The 14,321-nt window shown below is 70.5% G+C and carries 15 protein-coding genes; 7 read left to right on the top strand and 8 right to left on the bottom strand.

The features are described from left to right. Nucleotides 1-10: 10 nt before the first annotated feature. From AB0B33_RS30155 to AB0B33_RS30175, 5 genes are all read left to right on the top strand, one after another. Nucleotides 11-541: a MarR family transcriptional regulator gene (locus AB0B33_RS30155; RefSeq protein ID WP_247016730.1), complete on the top strand. Its 531-nt coding sequence runs from the start codon at nt 11-13 to the stop codon at nt 539-541. Continuing rightward, the gene (locus AB0B33_RS30160) at nt 538-3,129 is read left to right on the top strand and encodes an MFS transporter (protein ID WP_360777768.1); all 2,592 of its coding nucleotides are present in this window, start codon (nt 538-540) and stop codon (nt 3,127-3,129) included. The genes AB0B33_RS30155 and AB0B33_RS30160 overlap by 4 nt, the downstream gene beginning before the upstream one ends. Continuing rightward, nucleotides 3,126-3,947: a YceI family protein gene (locus AB0B33_RS30165; RefSeq protein WP_247016726.1), complete on the top strand. Its 822-nt coding sequence runs from the start codon at nt 3,126-3,128 to the stop codon at nt 3,945-3,947. Before AB0B33_RS30160 ends, AB0B33_RS30165 begins: the two co-directional genes overlap by 4 nt. Nucleotides 3,948-4,079: 132 nt before the next feature. Continuing rightward, nucleotides 4,080-4,748 carry a DedA family protein gene (locus AB0B33_RS30170; protein ID WP_360777771.1) on the top strand — a complete coding sequence of 223 codons (669 nt, stop codon included), beginning with the start codon at nt 4,080-4,082 and terminating at the stop codon, nt 4,746-4,748. A gap of 38 nt (nt 4,749-4,786) precedes the next feature. After that, the gene (locus tag AB0B33_RS30175) at nt 4,787-4,924 is read left to right on the top strand and encodes a hypothetical protein (protein WP_360777773.1); all 138 of its coding nucleotides are present in this window, start codon (nt 4,787-4,789) and stop codon (nt 4,922-4,924) included. 343 nt (nt 4,925-5,267) lie between these two features. On the opposite strand, the gene AB0B33_RS30180 is transcribed toward AB0B33_RS30175, so the two are convergent. The 7 genes from AB0B33_RS30180 to AB0B33_RS30210 all read right to left on the bottom strand — a co-directional run bounded on the left by AB0B33_RS30180 (nt 5,268) and on the right by AB0B33_RS30210 (nt 10,891). After that, entirely contained in the window at nt 5,268-5,681 is a 414-nt protein-coding gene (locus AB0B33_RS30180) for a VOC family protein (RefSeq protein ID WP_247016722.1), read from the bottom strand. A 175-nt stretch (nt 5,682-5,856) separates the two neighbouring features. Continuing rightward, nucleotides 5,857-6,600, bottom strand: a complete 744-nt coding sequence (locus AB0B33_RS30185) for an SDR family oxidoreductase (RefSeq protein ID WP_360777775.1) — start codon at nt 6,598-6,600, stop codon at nt 5,857-5,859. Then, complete coding sequence (locus AB0B33_RS30190; protein ID WP_125308919.1) at nt 6,597-7,232, bottom strand: nucleoside/nucleotide kinase family protein; 636 nt, start codon at nt 7,230-7,232, stop codon at nt 6,597-6,599. The genes AB0B33_RS30185 and AB0B33_RS30190 overlap by 4 nt, the downstream gene beginning before the upstream one ends. Beyond that, on the bottom strand, nt 7,229-8,074 hold the full coding sequence (locus AB0B33_RS30195) for a PfkB family carbohydrate kinase (RefSeq protein ID WP_360778120.1): 846 nt from the start codon (nt 8,072-8,074) through the stop codon (nt 7,229-7,231). The genes AB0B33_RS30190 and AB0B33_RS30195 overlap by 4 nt, the downstream gene beginning before the upstream one ends. Before the next feature lie 2 nt (nt 8,075-8,076). Beyond that, nucleotides 8,077-8,886, bottom strand: coding sequence for an ATP-binding cassette domain-containing protein (locus tag AB0B33_RS30200; RefSeq protein WP_247016718.1), 810 nt, complete (start codon nt 8,884-8,886; stop codon nt 8,077-8,079). Next, nucleotides 8,883-9,878, bottom strand: a complete 996-nt coding sequence (locus AB0B33_RS30205; RefSeq protein WP_192782696.1) for an ABC transporter permease — start codon at nt 9,876-9,878, stop codon at nt 8,883-8,885. Before AB0B33_RS30205 ends, AB0B33_RS30200 begins: the two co-directional genes overlap by 4 nt. Beyond that, entirely contained in the window at nt 9,875-10,891 is a 1,017-nt protein-coding gene (locus tag AB0B33_RS30210) for a substrate-binding domain-containing protein (RefSeq protein WP_247016714.1), read from the bottom strand. The genes AB0B33_RS30205 and AB0B33_RS30210 overlap by 4 nt, the downstream gene beginning before the upstream one ends. A 108-nt stretch (nt 10,892-10,999) precedes the next feature. Here AB0B33_RS30210 and AB0B33_RS30215 point away from each other — a divergent pair, with 108 nt between their 5' ends. Both AB0B33_RS30215 and AB0B33_RS30220 read left to right on the top strand, forming a co-directional pair. Further along, nucleotides 11,000-12,037: a LacI family DNA-binding transcriptional regulator gene (locus AB0B33_RS30215; RefSeq protein ID WP_360777779.1), complete on the top strand. Its 1,038-nt coding sequence runs from the start codon at nt 11,000-11,002 to the stop codon at nt 12,035-12,037. Nucleotides 12,038-12,208: 171 nt separating this feature from the next. After that, nucleotides 12,209-13,075, top strand: a complete 867-nt coding sequence (locus AB0B33_RS30220) for a substrate-binding domain-containing protein (protein ID WP_360777781.1) — start codon at nt 12,209-12,211, stop codon at nt 13,073-13,075. Nucleotides 13,076-13,295: 220 nt separating this feature from the next. Here AB0B33_RS30220 and AB0B33_RS30225 read toward each other — a convergent pair whose 3' ends face one another. Then, complete coding sequence (locus tag AB0B33_RS30225; protein ID WP_360777783.1) at nt 13,296-14,291, bottom strand: glycoside hydrolase family 76 protein; 996 nt, start codon at nt 14,289-14,291, stop codon at nt 13,296-13,298. Between the last annotated feature and the right edge of the window lie 30 nt (nt 14,292-14,321).

The following is a 14,321-nucleotide window of genomic DNA, read 5'->3' on the forward strand; positions in this document are numbered from 1 at the left end:
AGGATCCCGCATGGCACCGAACAGCTCCGCCACCCGGCCCAACGCCGAACTCGACCTCGCCGACCAGCTCGGCCACGAGCTCGTGCGCCTGGTCCGCCTGATCAACAAGGCGAAGTCGCAGGTTTCGAAGCAGGGCCCGGACGGCATCGAGCGAGCGGCGTACGCGATCCTCTTCACCCTCATCCACGAGGGCCCGCAGCGCACCAGCCGGCTCGCGGAGTCGCTCCACTCCGAGATCTCCACGATCAGCAGGCAGTCGAGCTCCCTCGTCCAGCACGGCCTGGTGGAACGCCAGGCCGACCCCGAGGACGGCCGGGCGTGCCTGCTCGCGCCGACCTCCGAGGGCATGCGGGTGTTCGAAGAGAACCGCAAGCAGCGCAACCGATGGCTGGCCGAAGTGCTCGGGGACTGGACCGACGGGGAGGTCCAGACCCTGAACAAGCTGTTCGGCCGACTCAACACAGGTATCGAGAACCACTCTCCACAACTGGCCGACGCGCACGCGTCCGCCGGTGCTCCGGCCAAGGGGGCCAACGCATGAGTTCCACCACCGAAGCAGTCGCGCAGCCCGAGGTGGGTCAACCACCCCGGCTGAGCCACCGCCAGATCGTCACCATCCTGAGCGGCCTGATGTGCGGCATGTTCCTCGCCGCGCTCGACCAGACGATCGTCGGTACGTCGATCGTCAAGATCGCCAACGACCTGCACGGCTTCGACCTGCAGGCGTGGGCCACCACGGCGTACCTGATCACCTCGACGATCGTCACGCCGATCTACGGCAAGCTCTCCGACATCTACGGCCGCAAGCCGTTCTACCTGGCCGCGATCGGCATCTTCGTCGCCGGTTCCGCCGCGTCGACCTTCTCGACGTCGATGTACGAACTGGCCGCGTTCCGCGCGGTGCAGGGTCTCGGCGCCGGCGGTCTGATGTCGCTGGCCATGACCATCCTCGGCGACATCGTGCCGCCGCGTGAGCGGGCGAAGTACCAGGGTTACATCCTGGCCGTGTTCGGCCTGTCGACCGTGCTCGGCCCGGTGCTCGGCGGTTTCTTCGCCGGCATCGACAGCCTGGCCGGCCTGCACGGCTGGCGCTGGGTCTTCCTGATCAACGTCCCGATCGGCATCATCGCGCTGTTCGTCGTGGCCAAGGTCCTGAACGTGCCGCACCAGCGCCACGAGCACAAGATCGACTGGTGGGGCGCGCTGACGCTGGTCGTCGCGGTCGTGCCGTTCCTGATCGTCGCCGAACAGGGCCAGAAGTGGGGCTGGGGCGACGGCAAGGCGATCCTCTGCTACGTCGTCGGCGGCGTCGGGGTGATCTCGTTCATCCTGGTCGAGAAGATCATGAAGGACGCCGCGCTGATCCCGTTGCGGCTGTTCAAGAACTCCACGTTCACCGTGGCGATCATCGGCGGCGTCATCGTCGGTGTCGCGATGTTCGGCGCGATCACGATGATCCCGCAGTTCATGCAGGTCGTGCAGGGCTACACCCCGACCGAGTCCGGGCTGCTGATGCTGCCGCTGATGGCGGGCATCATGACCAGCTCGATCGTTTCGGGCCGGCTCACCGGGAAGACCGGGCGCTACAAGATCTTCCCGATCGTCGGCACCATCCTGATCGCCGGTGGCGCGTTCTTCTTCGCGCAGGTCAAGTACGACTCGCCGCTGTGGCACCCGCTGGTCGCGGCCGCCATCATCGGCCTCGGCCTCGGCCAGTGCATGCAGACGCTGATCATCGCGGTGCAGAACGCGGGCCCGCGCAGCGACATGGGCGTCTCGACCGCGTCGGCGACGTTCTTCCGCCAGATCGGTGGTACCGCCGGTGTCGCGATCTTCCTGACGGTCCTGTTCAACACCCTGATGCCGAACATCACGAAGGCGTTCGGCGGCAAGCTGCCCGAAGGCGCGGGCGCGAACATCGGCAACCTGTCCGAGAACACCAGCGTGATCCAGTCCCTGCCGGACGCGATCAAGACGCCGATCCTGGTCGGCTTCACCGAGTCGATCACCACGGTCTTCTACATCGCCGGTGGCGTGGCCCTGCTGGCCACGATCGTGCTGCTGTTCATGAAGGAGATCCCGCTGACCAACGCGGCCCCGGCCGCGGCGGCCATGGAGGGCGGCGAGGCGCTGCTCGAGGCGGACGAGCACGACTTCGCCGACGAGCCCACCGAGATCGTCGAGCCGGTCCGGCCGGCCGACCGCGAGCCGGCGCTGGTCGGCGGCGGGAAGCACGCGCTGAGCACCAACGGGCACGGTGACTACCAGGCCGTGTCGGGCGCGCTGCCGATGCCGATCACCAGCTCGATCGCGGACTCCGAGGTCGACGTCCCCGTCGGCACGGGCGGTGTGCCGGTGATCGGGCACGTGCGCCGGCAGGACGGCAGCCACGTCTCGGGTGCCGCGCTGACGCTGATCGACCAGCGCGGCCGCCAGGTCGCGCGGGCCACCGGTGCCGCGGACGGCAGCTACTCGGTGCCCAGCCAGGGTCCGGGCGCGTACGTCCTCATCGTGTCGGCCCACGGCCACCAGCCGCAGGCCTCCAGCGTCGTGATCAGCAACGGGCCGGCGACGGTCGACGTCACGCTCACCGGGTCCGGCGAGCTGACCGGCACCGTCCGGGCGGCCGCGACCGGCGCCCCGCTGGCGAACGTGACGGTGACGCTGACCGACGGCCGGGGCGAGGTGAACGGCGCGTTCATCACGACCGCGGACGGCACCTACGCCTTCGTCGGGGTCGGCGCCGGGGCCTACACCCTGGTCGCCAGCGGCTCGGGCTACCGGCCCGTCGCGCTCACGCTGACCGTGCCGGACAGCGGCGTGCTGCGCCACGACGTCGAGCTCGCCAGCTCGGTGCTGCTCGGCGGCACCGCGCGGACCGAGGGCGACCGGATCGTGCCGGACGCGCGGATCACCGTGCTCGACGCCGAAGGCAACGTGGCGGCCGTGGCCCGGACCGACGGCGAAGGCCGGTACGTGGTCAGCGACCTGCCCGCGGGCGCGTACACCGTGGTCGCGAGCGGCTACCCGCCGGCGACCAGCCAGGTGGAGCTGACCGGCGGCGAAGCCGACCACGACGTCCGGCTGAGCTACGACCAGGCCCTCGACGAGCTGGTCGACCGGTCATGACCGGTCTGCGCGCGACCTTCCGGACGGCCGAGGGCTGGGCGGTCGAGCACGCGGTGCTCACCGTCACGGACCCGGCGGGCCGGCAGGTCGCCCGGCAGGCGGCCGACGTCCGCGGGGAGGTCGTCACCGACGCCCTCCCGGCGGGCGCGTACACCGCCGTCGTCACAGCGGCCGGGTACACCCCGATCGCCCGGACGGCGCAGGTCGCCTCGGACGGCTCCGGCTCGCTCGGCGACGTCGTGCTGGCCCCGGTCGCCGAGGCGATCGACCTGCCGCCCGCCGGGCCGTGGGTGATCGACCCGATGCACTCGTCGGTCATGGCGACCGCGCGGCACCTGGGCATCGCGAGCATCAAGGCGCGGTTCCCGGACGTGTCCGGCCGGATCGAGATCGGCCGCCCGGCCGAGCGCTCGTCGGTGCACGCCGAGATCAAGGCGGCGAGCATCGAAACCGGCATCAAGATGCGCGACGACCACCTGCGGTCGCCGGACTTCCTCGACGTCGACGTGCACCCCGTCATCACGTTCACGAGCACCGGGCTGCGCCAGCGCGGCGTGGACTCGTGGACGCTGGTGGGCGAGCTGACGCTGCACGGCGAGCGCCGCGAGATCGAGCTCGAGCTGACCTACGGCGGCTGGGGCCCGGACCCGTGGGGCGGCGTGCGCGCGGCGTTCCACGCGGAGACGACGCTGCACCGGAACGACTTCGCGATCAACTACAGCGCGATGGTCCGGGCGGGCGTCGCGGCGGTCGGCACGACGGTGAAGATCGAGCTGGACGTCGAAGCGGTCCAGGGCGAGTCGCTGCCGCAGTTCTGAGTTCCCCGGGTTGCCGAAGGCCCTCTCACCGCTGGTGAGGGGGCCTTCACCGTTCGTAGAACTGAATATTCCGGACAGCCGGATTCGACCGTTCGCCGCGGGGTGTTCACCTCGGCCACGTAGGCTTCCGGTGTGAACGTCGTGAGCATCGAGGCCGCGGGCGTCGGCGTGAGCTGGCTGGACACCGCCGGTCCGCTGCTCGTCTGGGTGATCGTGCTGAGCTTCGTGCTGGTCGAATGCGCGTTGATCATCGGGCTGTTCCTGCCCGGCGATTCGCTGCTGTTCGGGGCCGGCGTGGTGCTGGCCCAGCACGGTTCGGACGCGAACGCGTGGTTCCTCTCGGGGGCCGCGCTGATCGTCGCGGTGCTCGGGAACCAGATCGGCTACTACATCGGCCGCACCGGCGGCACGAAGCTGATCGCGCGCCGCGACGGCAAGGTGCTCAACCGCCAGGCCCTCGACCGCGCGCAGCGGTTCCTGGACAAGCGCGGCTTTTTCGCGATCGTGGCGGCCCGCTGGATCCCGTGGATCCGCACACTGGCCCCGCTGATCGCGGGCGCCGCCCGGATGGACCCCCGACGCTTCATGGCGGCGACCGCACTGGGCGGCCTGCTGTGGGTGCCGACGCTGGTGCTGCTCGGCTACTACGGCGCGGGCCTGCTGGACACGCTGCCGTGGCTGAAGACGGCGGCGCTGTGGATCAGCATCGCGTTCTTCGTGGTCGGCACGGGCTGGGGAGTGCTGCGCTACCGCCAGGAGATGCGCCGCCCGGTCGAAGAACGCGACGACGCCCGAGCCTGAGGCGTCAGAGTTCGGGATCGGCCCAACCTGCGGACGGCATGAACGACCCTTTCATGACGTCCGGCGAGCTGAACGAGTCGTTCATGACGTCCGGGCGGGAAACGCTCAAGCCGCAAGCACCCCGGCCGCGAAGCGTCCCCCGGGAGCAGTTCGGCGAGCACGCCGGAACTCGCTGAACCTCAGAGCTCGGGATCGGCCCAGCCCGCGGACGGCATGAACGACCCTTTCACGACGCCCGGCGCGCTGAACGAGCCGTTCATGACATCAGGGCGGGAAACACTCAAGCCGCAAGCACCCCGGCCGCGAAGCGTCCCCGAGGAGCAACTCGGCAAGCACACCGGAACTCACTGGACCTACAGAGTTCGGGATCGGCCCAACCTGCGGACCACATGAACGACCCTTTCATGACGTCCGGCGCGTTGAACGAGTCGTTCACGACGTCAGGGCGGGAAACACTCAAGCCGCAAACACCCCGGCCGCAAAGCGTCCCCGAGGAGTAGTCGGCGAGCAAGCCGGAGCTCAGAGTTCGGGATCGGCCCAGATCTCGAGCTGGATGCCGTCCGGATCGCGGAACACGACCACCTTCGAGCCCTCGAACGTGCGGGACGGTGCGATCGGCAGGTAAGAAACGCCGAACTCCGCCAGCCGGGTCTCCCACTCGGCCAGTTCCGCCGTCGAGCTGACCCGGAACGCCACGTGGTCGAGGCCCGCTCGGTGTTCGTCGAAGCCGCGTCTGCCGGTGTCCGCGTGCTGCACCAGCACCACGGAGAACTCGTCGCCGGCGGACCGGAGCACGACCTTCCGCAGACCCGTGTCCGGCTCTTCGCGCCGGAGGACCTCCTCGAGGTCGAGAACGCGGGCGTACCACGGCACGCTGCGGTCCACGTCGGTCACGGTGAGCGCGAGGTGGTGCACGGACATGAGTTTGGCCATGGCTTCCGAAGCCGTCCTTTCGAGTGGCGGCTTCCCAGAGTTGCACAGCGTTCGCTTGCCGAAACCGAGGTGACCAAGTCCGCGTCCGATCGTGATCTCGCCGTCTCCGGGCGTCTCAGCAGGCGGACGCCGGTGACCGAAGGTCATTCACGTCTTCCGGACAGTACTCAGCCGGTCACCGGCCGCCACCGACTTCCAGGACCGCTCCCGTCGTGAACGTCGATGCCGGGGACAGCAGGAACAGCACCGCTTCGGCGATCTCCGCCGGCTCGCCCGGGCGGCCCATCGGGATCTGCGGCGCCAGCCGGTCGAGGCGGTCCGGGAGGCCGGCCGCGTCGTGCAGGCCGGTGCGGATCATGCCCGGACGCACGGAATTGACCCGGACGCCCTCGCCGCCGACCTCCTGGGCCAGCCCGAACGTCAGCGTGTCCACCGCGGCCTTCGATGCCGCGTAGTGCACCCACTCCCCGGCCGAGCCCGTGCGCGCCGCCGTCGAGGAGATGTTGACGATCGCGCCGCCTTCGCCGCCGTAGCGGGTCGACATGCGGCGGACCGCCTCGCGGCAGCACAGGAACACCCCCGTCACGTTGACGTCGAGGGTGCGCCGGACGACGTCGGCCTCGTAGGAGTCGAGCCGGCCGGGGGTGTTGCCGGTGATTGCCGCGTTGTTGACCAGCCCGGTCACCGGGCCCAGCTCGGCGGCCGCGTCGAACAGCGCGACGACGTCGTCCTCCACGGAGACGTCGGCGCGCACCGACAGCGCCTGGCGGCCCGCCGCCCGCACCCCCGCGGCAACCTCCTCCGCGGGCGCCGGATCACGCGAGTAGTTCACGACGACGTCGTGGCCGCGCGAGGCCGCCAGCGCGCAGACGGCCGCACCGATCCCCCGGCTGCCGCCGGTGACGATCAGGACGCTCAAATCGCGAAGTTCGCCAGCGGCAGGTTCTCCAGCACCAGGTCGGCGCGGTCCCGCGTCTGCGAGATCAGGTCGGCGTTGCGCTGGTCCGAGCCGAGCGCGCGGCGCCGGGCCTCGACCAGCGAACGGCCGTAACGGCGGTGGCGCGACACCAGGCGTTCGATCCGCTCGGGCTCGTCCGGCGCGAGGAACCACGCCTCGGTGAGCAGCGGCCGGATGGCGCTCCACGGGTCGTCCGGCAGCAGCAGGTAGTTGCCCTCGGTGATGACCAGCTGGACCTCGGGCGGCACGGCCACCGCGCCGGCGATCGGCTCCTCGATCTCGCGGCGGAACTCCGGCGCGTACACCGTCTCGCGACCCTCGGCGAGACGGCGGATCAGGTGGTAGTAGCCGGCCGCGTCGAACGTGTCCGGCGCGCCCTTGCGCTCGGTGCGCTCCAGCCGGCGCAGCTCGACCTGCGCGAGGTGGAAGCCGTCCATGCCGACCACGGCGGCGCGCGAGCCGAGCGCGTTGGCCAGCGCCCACGCGAGCGTGGTCTTGCCCGACGCGGGCGCGCCGATGATGCCCAGCACGTTGCGCTGCCCGCGCACGGTCAGGCCCTCGGCCCGGGCCAAGAGGTCGTCGAACGCCGTCATTTCCTGTTCCTTCCTGCGATCGCGGCCGGCCACGACCGCGGTCCCACCTGCCGCACCCGTTCGGCGGCCACCTCGTTCGCGAAGCGGATCCGGTCCGCTACCGTCGGTTCGCGTGCCACGGCCACGGCGAGCGCGCCGTGCCAGACGTCGCCCGCACCTAGTGTGTCCCGAGCTTCGACGGCGGGTACAGGCACCTCACCCGAGCTGCCGTCCGCTGTGGACCACCGCACCGGGCCGGGCCCGGCGGTGGTGATGACGGTGGGGACGCCGCGCTGGTGGAGGCCGGGTTCCGGCGCGCTGAAGTGCGCGGAGCACGCGGCGACGTCGACCAGCGGCAGCAGTTCGTCGAGCACCGGCTTCCAGCTGCCGGCGTCGAGCACGACCGGCACCCCCGCCGCCTTGGCCGCTCCGGCGACCGCCAGCGCAACTTCCGGATAATGCCCGTCCACCAGCACCACATCAGCCCCACTCGCCCCAAAACTGGGAACTTTCCCTAGGAAAGTGCGGTCCCTGGCGTTGCGGGAGACGACTGTGCGCTCGCCGTCGCGGTCGCGGACGGCGACGGCGCTGACCGGCGGCGGGTCGGGCAGGCCGGGCGCCAGGTCGATCAGCCGGACCCCGTGCGCTTCGAGGTCGGCGCGGGCGAGCGCCGCCAGCGGGTGTGCACCGAGGACGGTCAGCAGGGTCGCCTCGGCCCCGAGCGCGGCGGCCGCCACCGCGGCGTTCGTCGCGGGCCCACCGGCCGCGACGTCCACCGACAGCGACTGCACCTTCTCGCCCGGCGCCGGGAGTTCGGTGACCCGCTGGACGACGTCCACGGTGCACAAGCCCGCCAGCAGCAGCTTCACTTCAACCCGGCCACGTGCGTCGCGGCGGCGGCTTCTTCGACTTCACCGTTCTCGTTGAGCCGCAACGCACCGGTGAGCAGGCCGACGACCTGGTTCATCGAGTGCGTCTTCGGCGACACGACCGCGACGCGCTTGCCGAGGCGGTGCACGTGGATGCGGTCGGCGATGTCGAACACGTGCGGCATGTTGTGGCTGATCAGCACCACCGGCAGGCCGCGGTCGCGGATCCGGCCGATGAGGTCGAGCACCTTGCCCGACTCGGCGACGCCGAGCGCGGCGGTGGGCTCGTCCATGATCACGGCCTTGGTGCCGAACGCGGCCGCGCGGGCCACGGCGACGCCTTGGCGCTGGCCACCGGACAGCGTTTCGACCGGCTGGGCGATCGACTTGATGTTGATGCCCAGCTCGTCGAGGATCCGCTGCGCCTCCGACCGCATGGTCGCGGTGTCGAGCTTCCGGAACAGCCCGAGCGGTCCCTTGAGCCGCTTTTCCCGGCCCAGGAACATGTTCGACGCGATGTCGAGCGCGGGCGCGACGGCGAGGTCCTGGTACACCGTCTCGATCCCGTAGTGGCGAGCGTCCAAAGGGGACTTGAAGTGGACGGTCTTGCCGTCCACCTGGATCTCGCCCGCGTCCGGGATCACCGCTCCGGAAAGGGATTTGATCAGCGACGACTTGCCGGCGCCGTTGTCGCCGACCACGGCGAGCACCTCGCCGGGCAGCAGGTCGAAGTCGGCGCCGTCGATGGCGGTCACCCGGCCGTAGCGCTTCACCAGGCCACGGGCCCGCAGGATGGGTTCGGTCATGACTGCTGCTGCCTCCTCGCGATCCGGTCCACCACGACGGCGGCGATGAGCAGGGCGCCGGTGGCGAGGTCCTGGTAGTTGCCGTCGACGTTCATCTGCGTGAGGCCCGACCGCAGCACCGCCACGACCAGCGCGCCCATCAGGGTCCCGAGCACCGAGCCGCGGCCGCCGAAGAGGCTCGTCCCGCCGAGGACGACGGCGGTGATCGAGTCGAGGTTGCCGAGCTGGAACTGGTTCGGGTCGGCGTTCGGCGTGCGGCCGAGCGCCTGCCAGGCGGCGATGCCGAAGGTCAGCCCGGCCACGATGTACACCGAGAGCACCGTGCGGTTGACCTTGATCCCGGACAGCCGCGCGGACTCCGGCGCGTTGCCGACCGCGTAGACGTGCTTGCCCCATGCGGTTTTCGTCAGCGCGTACCAGACGCCGAGGTACATCAGCAGCGCCAGCGTCATGCCGTAGGTGATCGGGATGCCGCCGAAGAGGTAGCGCTTGGTGCCGAGCCACTGCAGCAGCCCGTCGGTCACCGGCACGGCCTGGCCGCCCGCGATCAGCTTCGACACCGCGGTCAGCATGGTGAACGTGCCGAGCGTGATGATGAACGCCGGCAGCTTGATCCGCGTGGCGAGACCGCCGATGAAGATGCCGACGATGATGGTCAGCACGACGCCGGCGAGCAGCGCGACGAAGCCGTTCGTGCCTGCCGCGGCGAGCTTCGCCATGATCAGCGTCGCGACGACCATCGAGGCCGCGTTGGACAGGTCGATGCCCGAGATGAGGATGACGAGCGTCTGCCCCAGCGCGAGCGTCCCGACGACCAGCGACTGCTGGACCACCGTCGACAGGTTGTCGAGGTCGAAGAACGTGTCCGTGGCCAGCGAAAACACCACGATGGCGACGATCAGCGCGAGCGCCGGGCCGACCGCGGGGGCGCGGAGGAGGAACTCGCCGAGGGACTCACGTTCCTTTGTGGACACTGCCGTGGCCGTGGTCACTTCTTGCCTCCCCAGCAGTTCTGCAGGCCCCACGCGGAGTCGTGGCTTTCCACGCCCGGCATCGGCTTGTCGGTGATCACGGCGGACCCGGTGTTCACGAAACCGGACGGCTTCTTGCCGGTCTTGGCGTATTCGACGGCGGCGAGCACACCCTGCTCGGCCATCTTCTTCGGGAACTGCATGACAGTGGCGGCGAACTGGCCGTTCTTGACGTTCTGGACGCCTTCGCAGCCGCCGTCGATCGAGCCCATCACGATCTGGCCGGTGAGCCCGCGGGCGTTCAGCGCCGCGTACGCGCCGCGGCCCATCGGCTCGTTCATCGAGTAGACGGCGTTGATGTCGGTGCTGCGCTGGAGCAGGTTCTCCATGCCCTGCTGGGCGAGGCTCTGGTCGCCGTTGGCCGCGGTGTGGCCTTTGATCTCCGGCGAGGAGTCGGTGAGCCCGATGCCCTTGAGGAAACCACCGTGGCGCTGGGTGTCGACCGTGCTGCCCGCGGTGCCGTCGACCATCAGCAGCTTGGCCGGGACGCCGTTGAGCGCGGCCTTGACGTAGGCGCCCTGCCCCTCGCCCGCGGCGAAGTTGTCGGTGGCGAAGGTGGCGTCGACGGCGTCGGCCGGCTCGGTGGCGGTGTCGAGGGCGATCACCAGGACACCGGCGTCGCGCGCGTCCTTGATCGCCTTGAGCACGCCGGTGGACGAGCTGGGCGTGATGAGGATGGTGTTCGCGCCCTGCTGGCGGAGGTTTTCGATGGCGCGGACCTGGCCGTCGTTGTCGCCGTCGAACTGGCCGGCGAGCGCGCTGAAGTCGGCGCCGTTGGCCTGCGCGGTCGCTCTCGCGGCGTTGCGCAGCTCCACGAAGTACGGGTTGGTGTCGGTCTTGGTGACCAGGCCGACCTTGGCCTTGCCGCTCCCGCCGGTGTTGGTGTTGCCGCCCCAGTGCCGTTCGACCGTGCAGCCGGTCGTCGCGGCGAGGACGGCGGCCAGCGCCACCGCGGTGAGACTTCGCTGTCTCATGGGTTCCCACCCTTTGTCTGGGTTCGAGGCTTGCCGATGGACGGGAAGGTAGACAGACTGCTCCGTGGACGCAAGCGTTTGCGCAAACGCTTGCCGGAAAGGATTGGCATGCCCCAGCCGAGGTCGTCGCGACCGACCCAGCGCGACATCGCCGAGCTCGCCGGCGTTTCGATCACCACGGTCTCCCACGTGGTGAACGGGACGCGGGCGGTCGCCGAGGACACCAAAGCGGCCGTGCTGCGGGCGATCGAGACCACCGGCTACACCGGCGACGCGATCGCGCGTTCCCTGGTCACCGGCGGTACGCGGTCGATCGGGATGGCGATCTCGCTGGTCGCCAACCCGTACTTCGCGACGCTGATGCAGGCGATCGAGCGGGAGGCGTCGGAGCACGGGTACACCGTCCTGCTGGCCGACACGCACGACACCGCGGACACGGAGCGTGACACCGTGCGAGCCCTGCGCTCCCGGCGCGTCGACGGCCTGCTGATCACCCCGGCGCCCGGCGACGGGCCGGTGATCGGCGAGCTCGTGTCGCTGGACGTGCCGACGGTGCTCATCGACCGGCTGGCCACCCGCACCGACGTCGACCAGGTGGGTTCGGAGAACATCCAAGCGACGTCGGCCCTGACCGCGCACCTGGCGACGCTCGGGCACCGGCGGATCGGGATGATCAGCGGCGCGCCCGGGTTGTCGACGAGCGAGGAGCGGGTGCTCGGCTACCGGCTGGGGCTGGGGCGATCCGGGCTGACCTGGTCGTCCGAGCTCGTGGCCTGCGGAAACTCGTCGCGCGAAGGCGGTGCGCTGGCGTTGAGCACGCTGCTGGCGCTGCCCGAGCCGCCGACCGCGCTGGTCGTCGGGAACGACAGCATGATGGTCGGGGTGCTGCACGCGGCCCGGCAGCGCGGGCTGCGGATCGGGCGCGACCTGCCGGTGGTGGTCTACGACGACGTCGAGTGGGCGGACCTGGTCGACCCGCCGCTGACGACGATGGCGCAGCCCATCGAGGAGATCGGCCGCCAGGCGGTCCGGCTGCTGCTGGCCCGCATAAACGACCCGGCCCGCAAGGCCGAGACGGTCCGGCTGGCACCCACTCTGCGTCACCGTGAGTCGTGCGGCTGCCCACCGGTTCACTCACATCAGTGATTCTGGAGTTTTGACGTCATCTCGCGGGCGTTCAGCGGATACCTTTCGGCTGAGTGTCTGAGAGGCCGTCACCAATCCGACCGGAAGTAGGCGGATACGGACCGCGACCGAGCTGCACCAGGCGCCGGTTTCCGCCGTGGCTGCGGCGGATTGGTGACGAAACGGCAGAGTATGACCGCACTTTCGCCAGACCTCCGGTTGTGGGACCCCCCGGTCACCTACCGGATCGGCGTCGCGATGGGTGTGCACGCGAACCCCTACTCAGGTGAGCTGCTGCGCTCGATCAGGGCAGCCGCCGCCCACGAGGGCTGCGACGTCGTGCTGGCGGACACCGACGACTCGGTCAGCGAAGAAGCCGCGCTGGTCCGCGCCCTGCGCGCGGACCTGGTCGACGGCGTGCTGCTGGTCCCCTCGGCCGGCGACGAAGCGGTGGTCAACGGGCTGGTCCGGATGGGCGTGCCGACGGTGCTGCTGGACCGGGTGGCCGCGCGCAACGACGTCGACCAGGTGGGCACGGAGAACGTGCACGCGGTGGCGTCGCTGGTCCGCCACCTGACCGAGCGGCGGCACCGCAAGATCGGCTTGATCTCGGGCGACGAGAGCCAGGAGGTCAACCGCGAACGCGTCCGCGGCTACCGCCTGGGCCTGGAGCAGTCGGGCCTGCGCTTCAACCGCGAGCTGGTGGAGAGCGGCTTTTCGAACTCCGGCGGCGCGGCCCGCGCGACAGCGAAGCTCCTGGACGGCTGGCCCTCGCCGACGGCACTGGTGGTGGCGGACGAGTCGATGCTGGTGGGCGTGCAGTACGAGGCCCACCGCCGCGGCATCCACATCGGCTCGGAACTGGCGGTGGTGGGGTACGGCGACATGGACTGGGCCCGCCGCGTGAGCCCGGCGGTGACGACGCTGGCGCAGCCGGTGGCCGAAATGGCCCGCCGCGCGGTGCAGCTGCTGATGTCGAGGATGGCAGACCCGGACCGGCCCCCGGAGTCGGTGTGGCTGACCCCGAGGTTCCTGCACGGCGCTTCCTGCGGCTGCTGATTCACGGGCGCGGTCCGGCCGGCCGATCCGAGTCCGCCGAGGTGTCCAGCGCCGAGTCGCTGCGCCTCGGCGCCTTGACCACGACCCTGCCGATCTTGACCAGGATGGGCCGGTCGTACCGGTAACTGAGCCACACCAAGATGACCAGCCCCGGAGACAGAAGACTTTGTCGAACGCCGGCATACCCGGGCGGCGAGTCGACCTCCAGCGTTTAAGCCGGTCAGAGCGTCGCCGCGGCCTCCAGCAGCATCCAGCCGCCCACCTGGACCGACATGTCGCGCTCGGGCGCGTCCTCAGGCAGGGGCCATGGCGTCGGGCGGTCCCAGTACGCGCTGAACACCCGCCCCTCCGGTGCGTCGTAAGCCCCCGACCAGCACGCCTCCGCCGACGTCAGCACCAACGACCGTGCCGTCGCGGCCTCCGGGCCCGGCAACGACCGGGCCGCCAACGCCAGGTACCGCGCCAGGATCGCCGCGAACAACCCGCCGTCGCCGCCGCCCTGGCCGCGGATCACGCCGCCGGGGGCGCAGTGCTCGGCCACCGCCCGGACCGTCCGCGCCGCATTGTCCATTGAGGACAGCTCCAGGCAAGCCCCGAGGTAAACCCCTTGGCAGTAGGTGAAGATGTGCTTGACCAGCTCACCCGTGTCCGCCCGGATCCCGTCCCACACCAAGCCCGTGGCCGGATCGACCAAAGTGGACGAAAGCCAGTCGAGCATCGCGCCGGCACGGGCAGGATTGCCCGACCGCGCGTGGAAGATCGCCGCCGGGCCGTTCGCGGGGGCGTTCTTGAAGTCGTCGCCGCGGCGCCACCAGATCCCGCCGCCGGCCGCCGCTGTCCAGCCCGACAGCAGCTGCGTGTCGATCGCCGCCAGGGCCGGGCCCACCTCGATGCCCAGCGGGGCCACCCGTTGCAGTGCGAGGCCGAGCCACGCGATGTCGTCGTAGTAGTCGTTGGTCCACCGGCCGAAGTTGCGCAGCCGCACCGAACGGACGAACGCGCGGATCCGGGCCAGCCGCTCCGGCGCAGGTGCCCGCAGCTGCGCGTCGACGAGGGTGTCCAGCAGGTGGGCCTGCCACCAGTAGTTCCAATGCCAGTGCAGCCGCTGGCCGAACGCGGGTGGCCAGCCGCTGCGGCCGAGGGCCGTGCCGGGCAGGCCCCACACCCGGCTCAGGTGGCGCGCTGTCACCGCGCGTTCGGCGGCCGAAACGTCCATGTCGCAATCGTGCCTTGCCACTCGACATAC

The organism is Amycolatopsis sp. NPDC049159 (genome assembly GCF_040648295.1).
In the GTDB taxonomy this organism is placed as follows: Bacteria; Actinomycetota; Actinomycetes; order Mycobacteriales; family Pseudonocardiaceae; genus Amycolatopsis; species Amycolatopsis pretoriensis_A.

Excerpts from the sequence above, each read along its gene's own strand:
- AB0B33_RS30155 (WP_247016730.1), top strand. The coding sequence starts at position 11 with ATGGCACCGAACAGCTCCGCCACCCGGCCCAACGCCGAACTCGACCTC.
- AB0B33_RS30175 (WP_360777773.1), top strand. The coding sequence starts at position 4,787 with ATGAACGACCCTTTCATGACGTCCGGCGAGCTGAACGAGTCGTTCATG.
- AB0B33_RS30200 (WP_247016718.1), bottom strand. The coding sequence starts at position 8,886 with ATGACCGAACCCATCCTGCGGGCCCGTGGCCTGGTGAAGCGCTACGGC.
- AB0B33_RS30220 (WP_360777781.1), top strand. The coding sequence starts at position 12,209 with ATGACCGCACTTTCGCCAGACCTCCGGTTGTGGGACCCCCCGGTCACC.
- AB0B33_RS30225 (WP_360777783.1), bottom strand. The coding sequence starts at position 14,291 with ATGGACGTTTCGGCCGCCGAACGCGCGGTGACAGCGCGCCACCTGAGC.
- AB0B33_RS30180 (WP_247016722.1), bottom strand. The coding sequence starts at position 5,681 with ATGGCCAAACTCATGTCCGTGCACCACCTCGCGCTCACCGTGACCGAC.
- AB0B33_RS30215 (WP_360777779.1), top strand. The coding sequence starts at position 11,000 with ATGCCCCAGCCGAGGTCGTCGCGACCGACCCAGCGCGACATCGCCGAG.
- AB0B33_RS30190 (WP_125308919.1), bottom strand. The coding sequence starts at position 7,232 with ATGACGGCGTTCGACGACCTCTTGGCCCGGGCCGAGGGCCTGACCGTG.
- AB0B33_RS30210 (WP_247016714.1), bottom strand. The coding sequence starts at position 10,891 with ATGAGACAGCGAAGTCTCACCGCGGTGGCGCTGGCCGCCGTCCTCGCC.
- AB0B33_RS30160 (WP_360777768.1), top strand. The coding sequence starts at position 538 with ATGAGTTCCACCACCGAAGCAGTCGCGCAGCCCGAGGTGGGTCAACCA.
- AB0B33_RS30165 (WP_247016726.1), top strand. The coding sequence starts at position 3,126 with ATGACCGGTCTGCGCGCGACCTTCCGGACGGCCGAGGGCTGGGCGGTC.